The organism is Mycolicibacterium mageritense (assembly GCF_010727475.1).
Classification (GTDB): Bacteria; Actinomycetota; Actinomycetes; order Mycobacteriales; family Mycobacteriaceae; genus Mycobacterium; species Mycobacterium mageritense.
In genome coordinates this window covers 7,040,875-7,055,631 of record NZ_AP022567.1, presented here as the reverse complement: position 1 = coordinate 7,055,631, position 14,757 = coordinate 7,040,875, and the positions used below count along the sequence as shown (strand labels likewise).

The following is a 14,757-nucleotide window of genomic DNA, read 5'->3' as shown; positions in this document are numbered from 1 at the left end:
TCGTGCGCGACTATCAGGTTGTGGTGGTGGGGGCCGGGCCGTCCGGTGTCGCTGCGGCGTTGAGCCTGAGCGACGCGGGGTTACGCCCGTTGCTGATCGATCGGGCCGACCACGTCGGCTCGTCCTGGCGGGCGAGGTACGACCGGCTGAAACTCAACACCGGGCGGCGGACCTCGCACATGCCGAACCGGCCGTACCCCGAGGGAACGGCGGTCTTCCCGACCCGCGACCAGGTGGTCGCGCATCTCGATCATCACGCGCACGAGGCCGGGATCGAACTGATGCTCAGCACGTGTGTGGCGCGTATCGACAAGGACGCCGAAGGCTGGCTGCTGGCCACATCGTCCGGTGACATCACCGCGCGCCAGGTCGTAGTGGCCACCGGATACGAACACACGCCGCGAATTCCGCAGTGGCCTGGCATGGTGGACTACACCGGCCAGGTGCTCCACTCCGCGAAGTACCGCAATCCCGCGCCGTTCGTCGGCAAGCGCGTCCTGGTGGTCGGCGCCGGCTCGTCGGCGATGGAGATCGTGCATGACGTCGCCACCGGTGGCGCGGCGCAGGCGTGGTTGGCGGTGCGCACGCCCCCGCACATCATGCTGCGGGCTCTGCCCGGGGGTTTCCCGTCCGACTACATCGCGTCGCCGCTGTACGACGCGCCGCTGTGGCTGGCGGACAGCATCTCCAAAGTGGCCCAGCGCGTTGACGTCGGTGATCTGTCGGCCTACGGTTTGCCGCGACCGGACGAGGGCGTGTTCGCCAGGGGCAAGCGGCTCGGCCGGGCGCCCGTGATCGTGGATCGCGAAGTGGTCCACGCGATCCGGGCCCGCAAGTTCGTTGTGGTGCCGACCATCGAGAAGTTCACGGGCGACACTGTGCACCTCATCGACGGCCAGACGCTCGAACCCGAAGTGGTGATCTGCGCGACGGGTTACGTCCGGGGCCTGGAACCCGTGGTGGGTCATCTCGGCGTGCTCGACGACACGGGGTTGCCGCGGGTCACCGGCGAGACCGTGGCCGCACCGGGATTGCGGTTCGTGGGCTTCCTGTCCCGGCCCGGGCTCATCTCGTTCGTCGCCAAACAGTCGGTCCATGTTGCGAAACGCATCGCCGACGAGCTCGACCGCGCCCCGTCCCTGACCCCATGAGGTGGCTCACCGCGCTGGCGATGGCAGCGCCTCGCCGGGTCATCACGGTTGCGCTGATGGTGATGGTCGGCTGCGCGGTGTTCGGGATCCCGGTGGCAAAGCACTTGTCGGGCGGCGGCTTTCGCGATCCCGGTTCGGAATCGGCCCTGGCGTCGAAGATGCTCACCGACAAGTTCGGCAGGCCCGACGATCAGTTCCTGATCACGGTCAGCTCGCCGCAGGGCATCCAGGCCGGCGCGGCCCGCGCTGTGGCGACCGACATCGTCGGTCAGCTCGAGCAGTCCCCGTATGTCGCGAACGTCGAATCCGCCTGGAACGTCGCCCCTTCGGCGGCCAACGAGCTCACCAGCACCGACGGCCGCACGGGCCTGATCGTGGCAGGCTTGCACGGCGGCGAGACCGAGTCGCCGAACTATGCGGCCGAGTTGACCCGCCGTCTCGTACACGACCGCGACGGCGTGGTGGTGCGGGCCGGCGGCGCGGCGACGGTCAACGCGCAGATCAACGAGCAGACCGAGAGCGATCTCCTGCTGATGGAATCGTTCGCGATGCCACTGAGTTTCGTGGTGCTGGTCTGGGTGTTCGGAGGCGTGTTCGCCGCGGCGCTGCCCATGGCGGTCGGGGCCATGGCGATCTTCGGGGCCATGGCCGTGCTGCGCGCGATCTCGATGGTGACCGACGTGTCGATCTTCGCGCTCAACCTGGCCGTCGCGATGGGGCTCGCGCTGGCCATCGACTACACGCTGCTGATCCTGCGCCGATACCACGACGAGTTGGACCAGGACCGTCCACGCGACGAGGCGCTGATGCGCACGATGGCCGCCGCGGGGCGCACGGTGTGTTTCTCGGCCGTGATCGTGGGCCTCGCGATGCTGCCGATGGCGTTGTTCCCGATGTTCTTCCTGAAGTCGTTCGCCTACGCCGGTGTCGCGGTCGTCGCATTCGCGGCGGGCGCCGCACTCGTCGTCACCCCCGCTGCCATCGCGCTGCTCGGCGACTCTCTCGATTCGTTCGATGTGCGTCGGTTGGTGCGGCGGGTGTTGCGCCGGCCCGCACCGGCTCGGAAACCCATCGAGCACGCGTTCTGGTACCGCAGCACCAAAGCGGTGATGCGGTATGCGATCCCGGTCGGGTTGGCGGTGATCGCGCTGCTGCTTCTGCTCGGAGCGCCGTTCCTCGGCGTGCGGTGGGGTTTCCCGGATGACCGGGTACTGCCGACGACAGCTTCGGCGCACCAGGTGGGCGACGAGTTGCGCACCGGCTTCCCGACCGACTCCGTCACCAACATCACGCTGGTGCTCCCCGACGTCGCGAACGTCACACCTGCCGAGCTGGCCGACTACTCGGCGCGATTGTCGGAAGTCCCGGATGTGCCGTGGGTGTCGTCACCGGCAGGCACCTTCGTCGCGGGCAAGCAGACCGGGCCACCCTCGGCGCCCACCGCGATCAAGGAGGGCAGTGCGTTCTTCACGGTGTCCAGCACCGCGCCGCTGTTCACCGACGCGTCACGGACCCAGCTCGAGCGCATCCACGCGGTGCCCGCACCGCACGGCACGACGGTCTGGCTGACCGGTACGGCCCAGATCAACACCGACATCGTCGACGCGGTGCTCGCGGTCTTCCCGCGGGTGCTGACGATCATCTGCGTCACGACGTTCGTGCTGCTGTTCCTGATGACGGGCAGCGTCGTGCTGCCGTTGAAGACGTTGGTGCTCAACGTGCTGTCGCTCAGCGCCGCGTTCGGGGCTCTGGTGTGGATCTTCCAGGACGGTCACCTCGGCGCGCTGGGTACCACGGCGACCGGAACCCTCGCCGTGACGTTGCCCGTGCTGTTCGGCTGCATCGCGTTCGGCCTGTCGATGGACTACGAGGTGTTCCTGCTGACCCGTATCCGCGAGTACTGGCTCGGCTCCGAAGAGACCACGCCGCGCGTCCGCAACGACGAAGCCGTCGCGCTGGGCCTGGCCCATACCGGCCGCGTCATCACGGCCGCCGCGCTGATCATGTCGATTTCGTTCGCGGCGCTCATCGCGGCGCAGGTGTCGTTCATGCGGATGTTCGGGGTGGGCCTGACCATCGCGGTCCTCGTGGATGCCACCCTGGTGCGGCTCGTGCTGGTCCCGGCCTTCATGCACGTGATGGGCCAGGCCAACTGGTGGGCGCCCAAGCCGCTGGCCCGGCTGCACAGCCGGTTCGGTATCACCGAGGCGCCTCACGACGAGCCCGCGCTCGGACGCCACCGCATGCCGGATGCGCCGAAGCCGGCCACCTCTGTCGGTGCATAGCTGCACGTTGCTCCGCGGGTCTGCCGGTCCTGGCAGCCGGGCAACGTTAAACTTGCCCGGATGTTCGCCATGACTTCGGGTTGCCTGACCAGCGGTGGTCACACATGACCCATGACGGCGGACACCTCTGGCACGAGCCCGACGCGCAGCCCGAACTCGGCCTGACCGGTCGGCCACCACGATCCATCCCCGAACCGCCACCCCGGACCAGCCACGGCCCGGCCAAGGTGATCGCGATGTGCAACCAGAAGGGCGGGGTCGGCAAGACCACGTCGACCATCAATCTCGGCGCGAGCCTCGCCGAGTACGGCCGTCGCGTGCTGCTGGTGGACCTCGACCCGCAGGGCGCGCTGTCGGCGGGCCTCGGGGTGCCGCACTACGAACTCGACAACACCGTGCACAACCTGCTGGTCGAGCCCCGGGTGTCGATCGACCAGGTGCTGATCAAGACCCGGGTCAGCGGCCTTGACCTGGTGCCGAGCAACATCGACCTGTCGGCCGCCGAGATCCAGCTGGTCAACGAGGTGGGCCGCGAGCAGTCGCTGGCCCGGGCGTTGTATCCCGTGCTGGACCGCTACGACTACGTGCTGATCGACTGCCAGCCGTCGCTCGGGCTGCTCACCGTCAACGGCCTGGCGTGCGCGGACGGGGTCATCATCCCCACCGAGTGCGAGTACTTCTCGCTGCGCGGCCTGGCGCTGCTCACCGACACCGTCGACAAGGTGCACGATCGGCTCAACCCGAAGCTGTCCATCAGCGGCATCCTGGTCACGCGCTACGACCCGCGCACCGTCAACGCCCGTGAGGTGATGGCCCGCGTCGTCGAGCGCTTCGGTGACCTGGTGTTCGACACCGTCATCACCCGTACCGTCCGGTTCCCGGAGACCAGCGTCGCCGGTGAGCCGATCACCACGTGGGCACCCAAATCCGGCGGTGCCGTGGCCTACCGTTCGTTGGCGCGGGAAGTCATCTACCGGTTCGGCGCGTGAACGATGTCCCCGGTACCGATGCCGCGGCCGTGCCCGCCGTATCGGAGGAGGTCACCGATGGTGGCCAGCAGAACCGCTTCCAAGTCCGGCTGAACAACTTCGAAGGCCCGTTCGACCTGCTGTTGCAGCTGATCTTCGCGCACCGGCTCGACGTGACGGAGGTTGCGTTGCACCAGGTGACCGACGATTTCATCGCCTACACCAAACAGATCGGCGCGCAGCTCGAACTCGACGAGACCACGGCGTTCCTGGTGATCGCGGCCACGCTGCTGGACCTCAAGGCCGCGCGCCTGCTGCCCGCAGGCGAGGTGCACGACGAGGAGGATCTGGCGCTGCTGGAGGTCCGCGACCTGTTGTTCGCGCGGTTGCTGCAGTACCGCGCCATCAAACACGTCGCCGAGATGTTCGCCGAACTCGAAGCGGCCGCGCTCCGCAGCTACCCGCGGGCGGTGTCGCTGGAGGACCGCTATTCCGATTTGCTGCCCGAGGTGATGCTCGGGGTGGATGCCGTGAAGTTCTCCGAGATCGCCGCGGCGGCCTTCACGCCGCGCCCCGTGCCGACCGTCGGCATCGACCACATCCATGCCCCCAAGGTGTCGGTGCCCGAACAGGCTCAGCGGCTGCTGGATCTGCTCGAACGGCGCGGTATCGGGGAATGGGCGAGCTTCACCGAACTGGTGGCGGACTGCTCGTCCGGAATCGAGATCGTCGGACGCTTCCTGGCGCTGTTGGAGCTGTTCCGGGCCAGGGCGGTAACATTCGAGCAATCAGAACCGCTTGGTGTGCTCCAGGTTTCGTGGACCGGGGATCGGCCGACCAGCGAACACCTGGCCACCGCCGACGCGGAAGAATAGCGAGAACCATGACTGACGAGAATCGCGACGAGGTCGACCTGGGCGCGGACCTGGACGTGGACGTCGCGACCGTTCCTGAGCTCGACGACGATGAACTGGGCGCGGTGCTCGAGGCGTTGTTGCTGGTGGTCGACACCCCGGTGACGGTCGACGCGCTGGCCAGCGCCACCGAACAACCGGCCTACCGCATCATCGCCAAGTTGCGGCTGATGGCCGACGAACTGGCTGCCCGGGACAGCGGGATCGACCTGCGGGAAGCCGGCGGTGGCTGGCGCATGTACACGCGTGCCCGGTACGCGCCGTATGTGGAGCGGCTGCTGCTCGACGGGGCCCGCTCGAAGCTGACGCGCGCGGCCCTGGAGACGCTCGCCGTGGTGGCCTACCGCCAGCCGGTGACCCGCGCGCGGGTCAGCGCGGTACGCGGGGTGAACGTCGACGCGGTGATGCGCACGCTGCTGGCACGTGGGTTGATCACCGAGGCAGGCACCGATCCCGACAGCGGTGCGGCAGCATTCGCGACCACCGAGCTGTTCCTGGAGCGGCTGGGGTTGTCGTCGCTGACCGATCTGCCAGACATCGCACCGCTGCTGCCCGACGTCGACGTGATCGACGACCTCAGCGAATCCCTCGGCGACGAACCGCGTTTCGCGAAACTCAACGGAGGGACACCCAGCGCGCAAGCCCAGGCGTCCTTCGATGTGGACAAGGACTGACATGGTTGACCAAGGTGTGCGGCTGCAGAAAGTGTTGTCGCAAGCGGGAATTGCGTCCCGGCGGGTCGCCGAGCGGATGATCCTCGACGGCCGGGTGGAGGTCGACGGCAAGATCGTCACCGAACTCGGCACACGCGTGGATCCCGATGTCTCGCAGATCCGGGTTGACGGCGCGCGCATCGTGCTCGACGACACCCTGGTGTATCTGGCGATCAACAAGCCGCGCGGGATGCACTCCACGATGTCCGACGACCGGGGCCGCCCATGTGTGGGCGATCTGGTCGAGCACCGGGTCCGCGGCAACAAGAAGCTGTTTCACGTCGGACGGCTCGACGCCGACACCGAGGGGTTGCTGCTGTTGACCAACGACGGTGAGTTGGCACACCGGCTCATGCACCCGTCCTACGAGGTGCCCAAAACGTATGTGGCGACGGTGATCGGAACCGTTCCGCGCGGGTTGGGCAAGAAACTGCGTGCCGGAATCGAATTGGACGACGGGCCCGCGCACGTGGACGATTTCGCGGTGGTGGACACGGTGCCGGGCAAGACGCTGGTGCGGGTCACGCTGCACGAGGGCCGCAACCGTATCGTGCGGCGCATGCTCGCCGCGGTGGATTTCCCGGTGCAGGAGCTGGTGCGCACCGATATCGGCACGGTGTCGCTGGGTGATCAGCGGCCCGGCAGCATCCGAGTGCTCAGCCGCAAAGAAGTCGGCGAGCTGTATCAGGCGGTGGGGTTGTGAGCGGATCTCTTGTAGTAGCGGTGGACGGCCCGGCCGGCACCGGAAAGTCTTCGGTGTCGAGGGGTTTGGCGCGTGCGCTGGGTGCGCGCTACCTCGACACCGGCGCGATGTACCGCATCGTGACGCTCGCGGTGCTGCGCGCGAATGCCGACCTGTCCGATCCTGATGCGATCGACCGGGTGGCCGCCGATGCCGAGGTCGGGGTGGGATCGGATCCCGACGTGGACCGCGCCTACCTTGGCGGCGAAGACGTTTCAGCCGAGATCCGCGGAGACGAGGTGACCCGCGCGGTGTCGGCGGTCTCGGCCGTGCCCGCGGTGCGGGAACGGCTGGTCGAGTTGCAGCGCACCCTGGCCGCCGAGGGCGGTCGCGTCGTCGTTGAGGGACGCGACATCGGCACCGTGGTGCTGCGCGACGCCGACGTGAAGATCTTCCTCACCGCGTCCGCCGAGGAGCGGGCCCGGCGCCGCAACGCGCAGAACATCGCGAGCGGGCTGCCCGACGACTACCCGGCCGTGCTGGCCGACGTACAGCGCCGCGACCATCTCGACTCGACCCGCGCGGTGTCGCCGCTGCGCGCGGCCGACGACGCCCTGGTGGTCGACACCAGCGACATGGCCGAAACCCAAGTGGTGACACACCTTTTGGAATTGGTCACCACACACGCCGGGGCCCGCCGATGAGCACAACCGAATCCGACGGCACCTGGTCCGACGAGAGCGACTGGGAGATCGGCGAAGCCGTCGCGGAGGCCATCGAGGAGGTCACGTCCCCGCCGCCGGTGCTCGCCGTGGTCGGCCGGCCCAACGTCGGCAAGTCGACGTTGGTCAACCGCATCCTCGGGCGCCGCGAGGCCGTCGTGCAGGACGTGCCCGGTGTCACCCGGGACCGGGTGTCCTATGACGCCAACTGGCTGGGGCGCCGCTTCATCGTGCAGGACACCGGTGGGTGGGAGCCCGACGCCAAGGGACTGCAACAACTCGTCGCCGATCAGGCGACCGTGGCGATGCGGAGCGCCGACGCCATCATCCTGGTGGTCGACGCCGTTGTCGGCGCCACGTCGGCCGACGAGGCTGCCGCGCGGCTCCTGCGCAAGTCGGGCAAGCCGGTCTTCCTGGCCGCCAACAAGGTTGACACCGAACGTGGTGAGGCCGACGCCGCGGCACTGTGGTCGCTCGGCGTCGGGGAGCCACACCCCATCAGCGCCATGCACGGCCGCGGTGTCGCCGATCTGCTGGACCAGGTGATCGCGAAACTGCCCGAGGTGTCAGAGGTGGCCGGGGCAGGCGGCGGGGGACCGCGCCGCGTCGCGCTGGTCGGCAAACCCAACGTGGGCAAGAGCTCGCTGCTCAACCGGTTGGCCGGCGACGAGCGGTCGGTGGTGCATGACGTGGCGGGAACCACCGTGGACCCCGTCGACTCTTTGATCGAACTGGGCGGCAAGACTTGGCGTTTCGTCGACACCGCGGGTCTGCGCCGGAAGGTCGGGCAGGCCAGCGGGCACGAGTTCTACGCCTCGGTGCGCACGCACGGCGCGATCGACGCCGCCGAAGTGGTGATGGTGCTGATCGATGCGTCCCAGCCGCTGACCGAGCAGGACCAGCGGGTGCTGTCGATGGTGATCGAGGCAGGCCGCGCACTGGTGCTGGTGTTCAACAAATGGGATTTGGTCGACGAGGACCGCCGCTACGTGCTGGGGCGCGAGATCGACCTGGAGCTGGCCCAGGTGCAGTGGGCGCCGCGGGTCAACATCTCGGCCAAGACCGGCCGTGCGGTGCAGAAGCTGGTGCCCGCGCTGGAAACCGCGCTGACGTCGTGGGACACCCGGATCCCGACCGGCAGGCTCAACACGTTCCTCAAAGAGGTCGTGGCCGCGACACCACCGCCGGTGCGCGGTGGCAAGCAACCCCGGATCCTGTTCGCGACCCAGGCCGCGTCGCGGCCGCCGACCTTCGTGTTGTTCACCACCGGGTTCCTGGAGGCCGGCTACCGGCGGTTCCTGGAGCGGCGGCTGCGGGAGACGTTCGGCTTCGAAGGCAGCCCGATCCGGATCAACGTGCGGGTGCGGGAGAAGCGCTCCGCCAAGCGGTAGCTGTGAGTTGTGTGCGCTCGGCGGCGGTCACCGCGGCTGAACGCACACAGGTCGGCGCGATAGGGTGGCCCGAGTGTCCGTCACCCACATGATCTTGATCGCATTGGCCGGCGTCGGAGCGGGAGCGATCAACGCGGTAGTCGGCTCGGGCACACTGATCACGTTTCCCACCCTCGTGGCCCTGGGTTATCCACCCGTGACGGCGACGATGTCCAACGCCGTCGGACTGGTCGCGGGTGGGGTGTCGGGCACCTGGGGTTACCGCCGCGAGCTGCGCGGCCAGTGGGATCGGCTGCGCTGGCAGATCCCCGGCTCGCTGATCGGGGCCGGGCTGGGGTCGTGGCTGCTGCTGCACCTGCCGGAAAAGGTGTTCGTCGCCGTCGTGCCGGTCCTGCTGATCCTGGCGCTGATCCTGGTGGTGATCGGTCCGCGGATCCAGGCGTGGGCTCGCCGACGCGCCGAAGAATCCGGCAAGTCGGCAGATCACGTGAGCTCGCGCCGGATGGCGGTGTTGGTGCTCGGCACGTTCGCGGTCGGTGTCTACGGCGGCTACTTCACCGCTGCGCAGGGCATCCTGCTGGTCGCGGTGATGGGTGCGCTGCTGCCGGAGTCGATGCAGCGCATGAACGCCGCCAAGAATCTGCTGTCGCTGCTGGTCAACATCGTTGCCGCGGTCGCCTACACCATCGTCGCGTTCGACCGGATCAGCTGGCTCGCGGCAGGCCTGATCGCGGTCGGATCCCTGATCGGCGGATTCCTGGGCGCGCACTACGGCAGGCGGCTGTCGCCGAACGCACTGCGCGGCGTGATCGTGGTGGTCGGATTAATCGGGCTGTACCGGTTGTTGACCGTGTGAGGCCGTCGGCGGGGTTCCGCCCGGGCTCTTGTAAGCTTGCTCAGTCTGTCTAACGACGAGGGAGAGGGGCGAACCGGTGGCCGAACGTGCATACCGCACCGCACCGTCTGCCCTCGCTGCTCTCGAGCCGTTCTGGCCTTCGCGGCGGTTGATGGCTTTCGACGAATGGTGTCGCGCGCGCAGCTGATCCGCGCCCGCCAGTCCGTCAGGTCGCTCGGCGACCATTAATCGAAAGCAGCCGAACCCATGCGTTCGCTACTGATCTTCACGCTCGTCGGCGTCGGAGCCCAACTGGTCGACGGCGCACTCGGGATGGCTTTCGGGGTGACCGCCTCGACTCTGCTCGTGCTCAGCGGGGTGGCCTCGGCGCAGGCCAGTGCGGCGGTGCACCTGGCCGAGGTGGGGACGACGCTCGCGTCGGCGGTGTCGCACTGGCGGTTCAAGAACATCGACTGGCCGATGGTCGCCAAACTCGGGATCCCGGGCGCGGCAGGCGCATTCGTGGGTGCCACGGTGTTGTCCTCGCTGTCGACCGAGTCTGCGGCACCGCTCATGGCGGCGATCCTGATGGGCATCGGATGCTATGTCCTGCTTCGGTTCTCGCTCGGAACGCCGCTGAGCCTGGGCGAGCACGGCACCAGCCACAGCGCGAAGTTCCTGGCCCCGCTGGGCCTGTTCGGCGGTTTCATCGATGCATCGGGTGGCGGCGGCTGGGGGCCCGTGACCACCAGCACCCTGCTGTCTCAGGGAAAGACGGCGCCGCGCACCGTGATCGGCTCGGTGAGCGCCTCGGAGTTCCTGGTTTCGGTTTCGGCGTCGCTCGGCTTCCTGGTCGGGCTGCGCCAGGAATTCCTGGACAACTGGCCCGTTGTGCTCGGTCTCATGGTCGGCGGGGTGATCGCCGCGCCCGTTGCCGCATGGCTGGTCAGCCGGGTCAACCCGGCTCTGCTCGGGACCGCTGTCGGCGGTGTCATCCTGCTGACCAACAGCCAGAAACTGGTGCACTTCTTCGGCGTGCACTGGCCGTGGTCGACAGGTATCTACTCGGTGATCGTGGTGGCGTGGGCCGCCCTGGTGTTCCACGCCTGGCGGATCTCCCGGGCGCCGCGCGAAGTCGCCGATTCCGCGGTCGACGTCGTGGCCGAACCCCAGCGGCAGAGTTAACCCGCGTCATTCGCGGGCTGCGGCAGCCCCACGTACATCGTCTTGTGCAGCGTGAGCACATGGTTGCGCGCGATCTCGGAGGCCGCTCTGCTGTCGCGCCGCCGCAGCGCCTCCACCAATTGCGCGTGCTCGAGGTTCACGTTGTGCAGATAGCTGATGGGGTACGGGATGAAATACCGGTACAACCCGTGCAGGACGTCGCAGTACGTGCTCATCGCCCAGTCGAGATGGCTTGCCGCCGCCACTGATTCATGAAACCGCTGATCGGCGTTGTGGTAGCTGGTCCAGTCGGTGGTCGCGGCCGCCTCCGCGACGATCGCCGCGAGCCCGTCGAGTTCCTCGTCGGTGGCGGCGTGTGCTGCGGCGGCGCTGAGCGCATCTTCTGACAGCGCGCGCAGGTCGATCAGCCGGTGCACCTCGGCGGCGTCGGCGCGGAAGGTCGCGGACGGACGGTCGGCCCCCGGCGTCACCCCCGTCCCGCTGCGCGCGACGAACGTGCCGCCGGCCCGCCCGCGCCGCCGGACCACGAGGCCCTCGTCGGCCATCGACTGCAGGGCCCGACGGACCGTGGCGACGCTGACGTCGAGGGCCTCGGCGATGTCGGGCTCGGCGGGCAGTTTCTCGCCGGCGGCCATGAGCTCCAACTCCATGGCCAATTCGAGGCGGGCTCGCACGGTGTCGGCGGCGCTGAGGCGCGTGATGCCGGCGACCGCGGGTGCGCTCAATGCCGGATGCGCGTCACCGACCTGCAACGTCATGGCACTCAGGGTACGGGAACTATTGCCTTATTTGTTCATCCTGAACTAATATCGTGCCTCAATTCGCTCATCCTGAGCTATTAACGCCACGGAGGTACATCGGTGCCCGGATCGATCACCGTCGCTGCCGTTCAGGCAGCACCCCTGGACATCGCGGGCCTGCCGGTGTTCGGCCGGGACGACACCGTCGCGCAGTTCGCGGCCGACGTCATGCGCGTGCGCGAGTCGGTGGCCGGCCCCGCGCTGATCGTCTATCCCGAGATCCACCTGTTCGGCACCGACGACGCCGCGGCACTGGCCAAGGCCGCCGAGCCGCTGGACGGCCCGCTGATCGCGGCACTCGGCGAGGTGGCCCGCACCGCCGACGCGTGGCTCGTGCCAGGGTCGGTGCTGGAACTCGGCGAGAACGGCGAGTTATTCAACACCGCACCGGTTTTCGCGTCCGACGGAGCGCTGGCGGCGTCGTACCGCAAGATCTTCCCGTGGCGGCCGTTCGAAAAGTTCACTCCCGGTGACACGTTCGTCACCGTCGACATCCCTGATGTCGGCCGGCTCGGGCTGTCCATCTGCTACGACGCGTGGTTCCCGGAACTCAGCCGGCACCTGGCCTGGATGGGTGCCGAGGTGATCGTCAACGTCGTCAAGACCACGACCCCGGACCGGTACCAGGAACTCGTGCTGGCGCGGGCGAATTCGATTGTGAACCAGGTGTTCACGGTCAGCGTCAACTGCGCTGGCCCGGTCGGCATGGGCCGCAGCATCCTCGTCGACCCGGAAGGCGCTGTGCTGCAGGAAAGTCCGGACGAGACACCCGGCGTGTTCTTGCAACACCTCGACTTCGGTGCCGTCGCCGCGGTCCGCGAGCGCGGGACCGCGGGAACCAACCGGATGTGGGACCAGTTCGGGCCGAGCGACCGCCCGGTACCGCTGCCGCTCTACGACGGTCGCATCGATCCGCAGCGGTGGTCGCCGTCGAACCACCGCGCCCACTGAAAGGCACCGCAATGACACAACCATCCGCAGGGCAACCGACGTTGGTGCGAGCCCTTGGGCTGCGCTCACTGGTGCTGTTCGGTCTGGCGTACATGACGCCGTTGATCGTGCTCGGCATCTTCGGTGTGGTGGCTGCCGCGACCGCCGGGGCGTCCGCGTCGGCCTACCTGATCGCCTTGGTGGCGATGCTGTTCACCGCGTCCAGCTACGGCCGGATGGCGGCCGCCTATCCCGTGTCGGGCTCGGCCTACACCTACGTCCGGCGCACCATCGACACCCGCATCGGATTCCTCACCGGGTGGGCCGTGCTGCTCGATTACCTGTTCCTGCCCATGGTCATCTGGCTGATCGGGGCGGCGTACCTTCAGGCCCAGTTCCCCGCGGTGCCCGGCTGGCTGTGGGTGGTCGGGTTCATCCTCGTCACCACGGTGCTCAACGTCGTCGGCATCAAGGTCGCCGACAAGGCCAACTATCTGCTGATGGCGTTCCAGCTGCTGGTCATCGTGTTGTTCGTGGCGCTGTCGGTCGCGTCGGTGCTGCGCGACGCCGGAGCCAGCGGGCTGGTCAGCGCGAGCCCGTTCACCGGGATCGGCGCGAGCCTCGGGGGAGTCACGGCCGGGGCGGCCATTGCGGCCTACTGTTTCCTGGGTTTCGACGCCGTGACCACGTTCACCGAGGAAGCCGTCAACCCGCGCAAGAACATGCCGCGCGCCATCATGCTGATCGCACTCATCGGCGGCTCGATCTTCCTCGTCGTCGCCTACACCACCCAATTGGTGCATCCCGGTGGGGAATTCGCCGATTCGTCGTCGGCGGCACTGGAGATCGCCAAGCTGATCGGCGGCAACCTGTTCGGCGCGGTGTTCCTGGCCGGCCTGATCCTGGCGCAGTTCGCCTCCGGCATCGCCGCGCAGGCCTCGGCGTCGCGGTTGCTGTTCGCGATGGGCCGCGACGGCACCCTGCCGCGGTCGGTGTTCGGCACGCTCAGCGCCAAGTTCCGCACCCCGGCGGCCAACCTCGTGATGGTCGGCGTGGTGGGTCTGCTGGCGGTGTTCCTCGATGTGGCGACGTCGACGTCGTTCATCAACTTCGGCGCATTCGTCGCCTTCACCCTCGTGAACCTGTCGGTCATCGTCCACTACTTCCGCCAGCGCGCCGCGGGCGTGGTACACAACCCGCTGCTCTACGTCGTGGCACCCGCGATCGGCGCGATCATCACGTCGTATCTGCTGATGCAGCTCGACAGCCGGGCGATCGTCCTGGGCCTGTCCTGGCTCGGCATCGGGATCGTGGTGCTGGCCGTCACGAGCCGCGGCTTCAAGGAACTGCCACCGGAGATCGCCGTCGACGAGGTGTCGATCGCCGAACCTGCGGCGTGAAGGTCACGCTCGCGCAGATCGGTTCGGGCACCGACGTCACCGCCAACCTGGCGCAGATCGTCTCCACTGCCACGGCCGCTCAGGCCCAGGGCGCCGAGCTGGTGCTGTTCCCCGAGTACGCGATGTACGAAAAGCCCGTGGTGGACGGAACTTTCGCGGCGGTGGCCGAGCCGTTGGACGGGGCGTTCGGGTGTGCTGTCTCAGCTTTGGCGGCCCGGCTCGGCATCGCGGTAGTGACCGGGCTGGTGGAGGCCAATCCCGACGACGCCACGCGGCCGTTCAACACCCAGGCCGCCTGGGACAGCTCTGGGGTGTTGGTGGGCCGGCACCGCAAGGCGCTGCTCTATGACGTCGGGGCGTTCCGCGAATCGTCGTACATCAGCGCAGGCGACATCACGGAGGTGTGTGTGGTGCGCATCGGCTCGACGGTGTTCGGGTTGCAGACCTGCTACGAGCTCCGGTTCCCCGAGATCAGCCGGCGCCAGGCACGAGCAGGCGCGACGATCCTGGCGGTGCTGTCCTCCTGGGTGCCGGGCCCGGGCAAGCTCGCACAGTGGTCGACCCTCGCAGGTGCCCGGGCGATCGAGAACATCTGCCACGTCGCCGCGGTCACCCAGGCCGAGCCCATCTCGATCGGACACAGCCTGGCCGTGGCGCCGGACGGGACCGTGCTGGCTGTGTTGGGCGAGGGCCCGGCGCTGGTCACGGCGGATTTCGAGGCTTCTCTTACCGAGCGTCAGCGGTCCGCCGATCCCCGCGCGTTGAGCGTCGACGTGTGACG

The 14,757-nt window shown here is 68.2% G+C and carries 14 protein-coding genes; 13 read left to right on the top strand and 1 reads right to left on the bottom strand.

Annotated elements, in window-relative coordinates; genetic code table 11:
• Window positions 1-2: 2 nt before the first annotated feature.
• The 10 genes from G6N67_RS34180 to G6N67_RS34135 all read left to right on the top strand — a co-directional run bounded on the left by G6N67_RS34180 (window position 3) and on the right by G6N67_RS34135 (window position 10,846).
• On the top strand, window positions 3-1,151 hold the full coding sequence (locus G6N67_RS34180) for a flavin-containing monooxygenase (protein WP_036439524.1): 1,149 nt from the start codon (window positions 3-5) through the stop codon (window positions 1,149-1,151).
• Window positions 1,148-3,436 (top strand): MMPL family transporter, encoded by a 2,289-nt coding sequence (locus G6N67_RS34175; protein WP_036439526.1) that lies wholly within the window; start codon window positions 1,148-1,150, stop codon window positions 3,434-3,436. The genes G6N67_RS34180 and G6N67_RS34175 overlap by 4 nt, the downstream gene beginning before the upstream one ends.
• A gap of 104 nt (window positions 3,437-3,540) precedes the next feature.
• On the top strand, window positions 3,541-4,425 hold the full coding sequence (locus tag G6N67_RS34170) for a ParA family protein (protein ID WP_036439528.1): 885 nt from the start codon (window positions 3,541-3,543) through the stop codon (window positions 4,423-4,425).
• Between the two features lie 29 nt (window positions 4,426-4,454).
• Complete coding sequence (locus G6N67_RS34165; protein WP_051579214.1) at window positions 4,455-5,279, top strand: segregation/condensation protein A; 825 nt, start codon at window positions 4,455-4,457, stop codon at window positions 5,277-5,279.
• An 8-nt stretch (window positions 5,280-5,287) separates the two neighbouring features.
• On the top strand, window positions 5,288-5,992 hold the full coding sequence (gene scpB / locus G6N67_RS34160) for an SMC-Scp complex subunit ScpB (protein WP_036439531.1): 705 nt from the start codon (window positions 5,288-5,290) through the stop codon (window positions 5,990-5,992).
• 1 nt (window position 5,993) lies between these two features.
• Entirely contained in the window at window positions 5,994-6,734 is a 741-nt protein-coding gene (locus G6N67_RS34155; RefSeq protein WP_036439532.1) for a pseudouridine synthase, read from the top strand.
• Window positions 6,731-7,417, top strand: a complete 687-nt coding sequence (gene cmk, locus G6N67_RS34150; protein ID WP_036439533.1) for a (d)CMP kinase — start codon at window positions 6,731-6,733, stop codon at window positions 7,415-7,417. The genes G6N67_RS34155 and cmk overlap by 4 nt, the downstream gene beginning before the upstream one ends.
• Window positions 7,414-8,826 (top strand): ribosome biogenesis GTPase Der, encoded by a 1,413-nt coding sequence (gene der, locus G6N67_RS34145; protein WP_036439534.1) that lies wholly within the window; start codon window positions 7,414-7,416, stop codon window positions 8,824-8,826. Before cmk ends, der begins: the two co-directional genes overlap by 4 nt.
• Before the next feature lie 88 nt (window positions 8,827-8,914).
• Complete coding sequence (locus G6N67_RS34140) at window positions 8,915-9,682, top strand: sulfite exporter TauE/SafE family protein (RefSeq protein ID WP_235750436.1); 768 nt, start codon at window positions 8,915-8,917, stop codon at window positions 9,680-9,682.
• Window positions 9,683-9,928: 246 nt separating this feature from the next.
• The gene (locus G6N67_RS34135) at window positions 9,929-10,846 is read left to right on the top strand and encodes a sulfite exporter TauE/SafE family protein (RefSeq protein ID WP_036439537.1); all 918 of its coding nucleotides are present in this window, start codon (window positions 9,929-9,931) and stop codon (window positions 10,844-10,846) included.
• Here G6N67_RS34135 and G6N67_RS34130 read toward each other — a convergent pair.
• On the bottom strand, window positions 10,843-11,604 hold the full coding sequence (locus G6N67_RS34130; protein WP_036439539.1) for a FadR/GntR family transcriptional regulator: 762 nt from the start codon (window positions 11,602-11,604) through the stop codon (window positions 10,843-10,845). The genes G6N67_RS34135 and G6N67_RS34130 overlap by 4 nt on opposite strands.
• A gap of 102 nt (window positions 11,605-11,706) precedes the next feature.
• Between G6N67_RS34130 and G6N67_RS34125 the strand changes: the two genes are divergently transcribed.
• Genes G6N67_RS34125 through G6N67_RS34115 form a run of 3 tightly spaced genes read left to right on the top strand, consistent with a single transcriptional unit; the run spans window position 11,707 to window position 14,755 of the window.
• On the top strand, window positions 11,707-12,597 hold the full coding sequence (locus G6N67_RS34125; protein ID WP_081812774.1) for a carbon-nitrogen hydrolase family protein: 891 nt from the start codon (window positions 11,707-11,709) through the stop codon (window positions 12,595-12,597).
• Between the two features lie 11 nt (window positions 12,598-12,608).
• Window positions 12,609-13,976, top strand: coding sequence for an APC family permease (locus G6N67_RS34120; protein WP_036440595.1), 1,368 nt, complete (start codon window positions 12,609-12,611; stop codon window positions 13,974-13,976).
• Complete coding sequence (locus G6N67_RS34115) at window positions 13,973-14,755, top strand: nitrilase-related carbon-nitrogen hydrolase (RefSeq protein WP_036439541.1); 783 nt, start codon at window positions 13,973-13,975, stop codon at window positions 14,753-14,755. The genes G6N67_RS34120 and G6N67_RS34115 overlap by 4 nt, the downstream gene beginning before the upstream one ends.
• The last annotated feature ends 2 nt before the right edge of the window (window positions 14,756-14,757 follow it).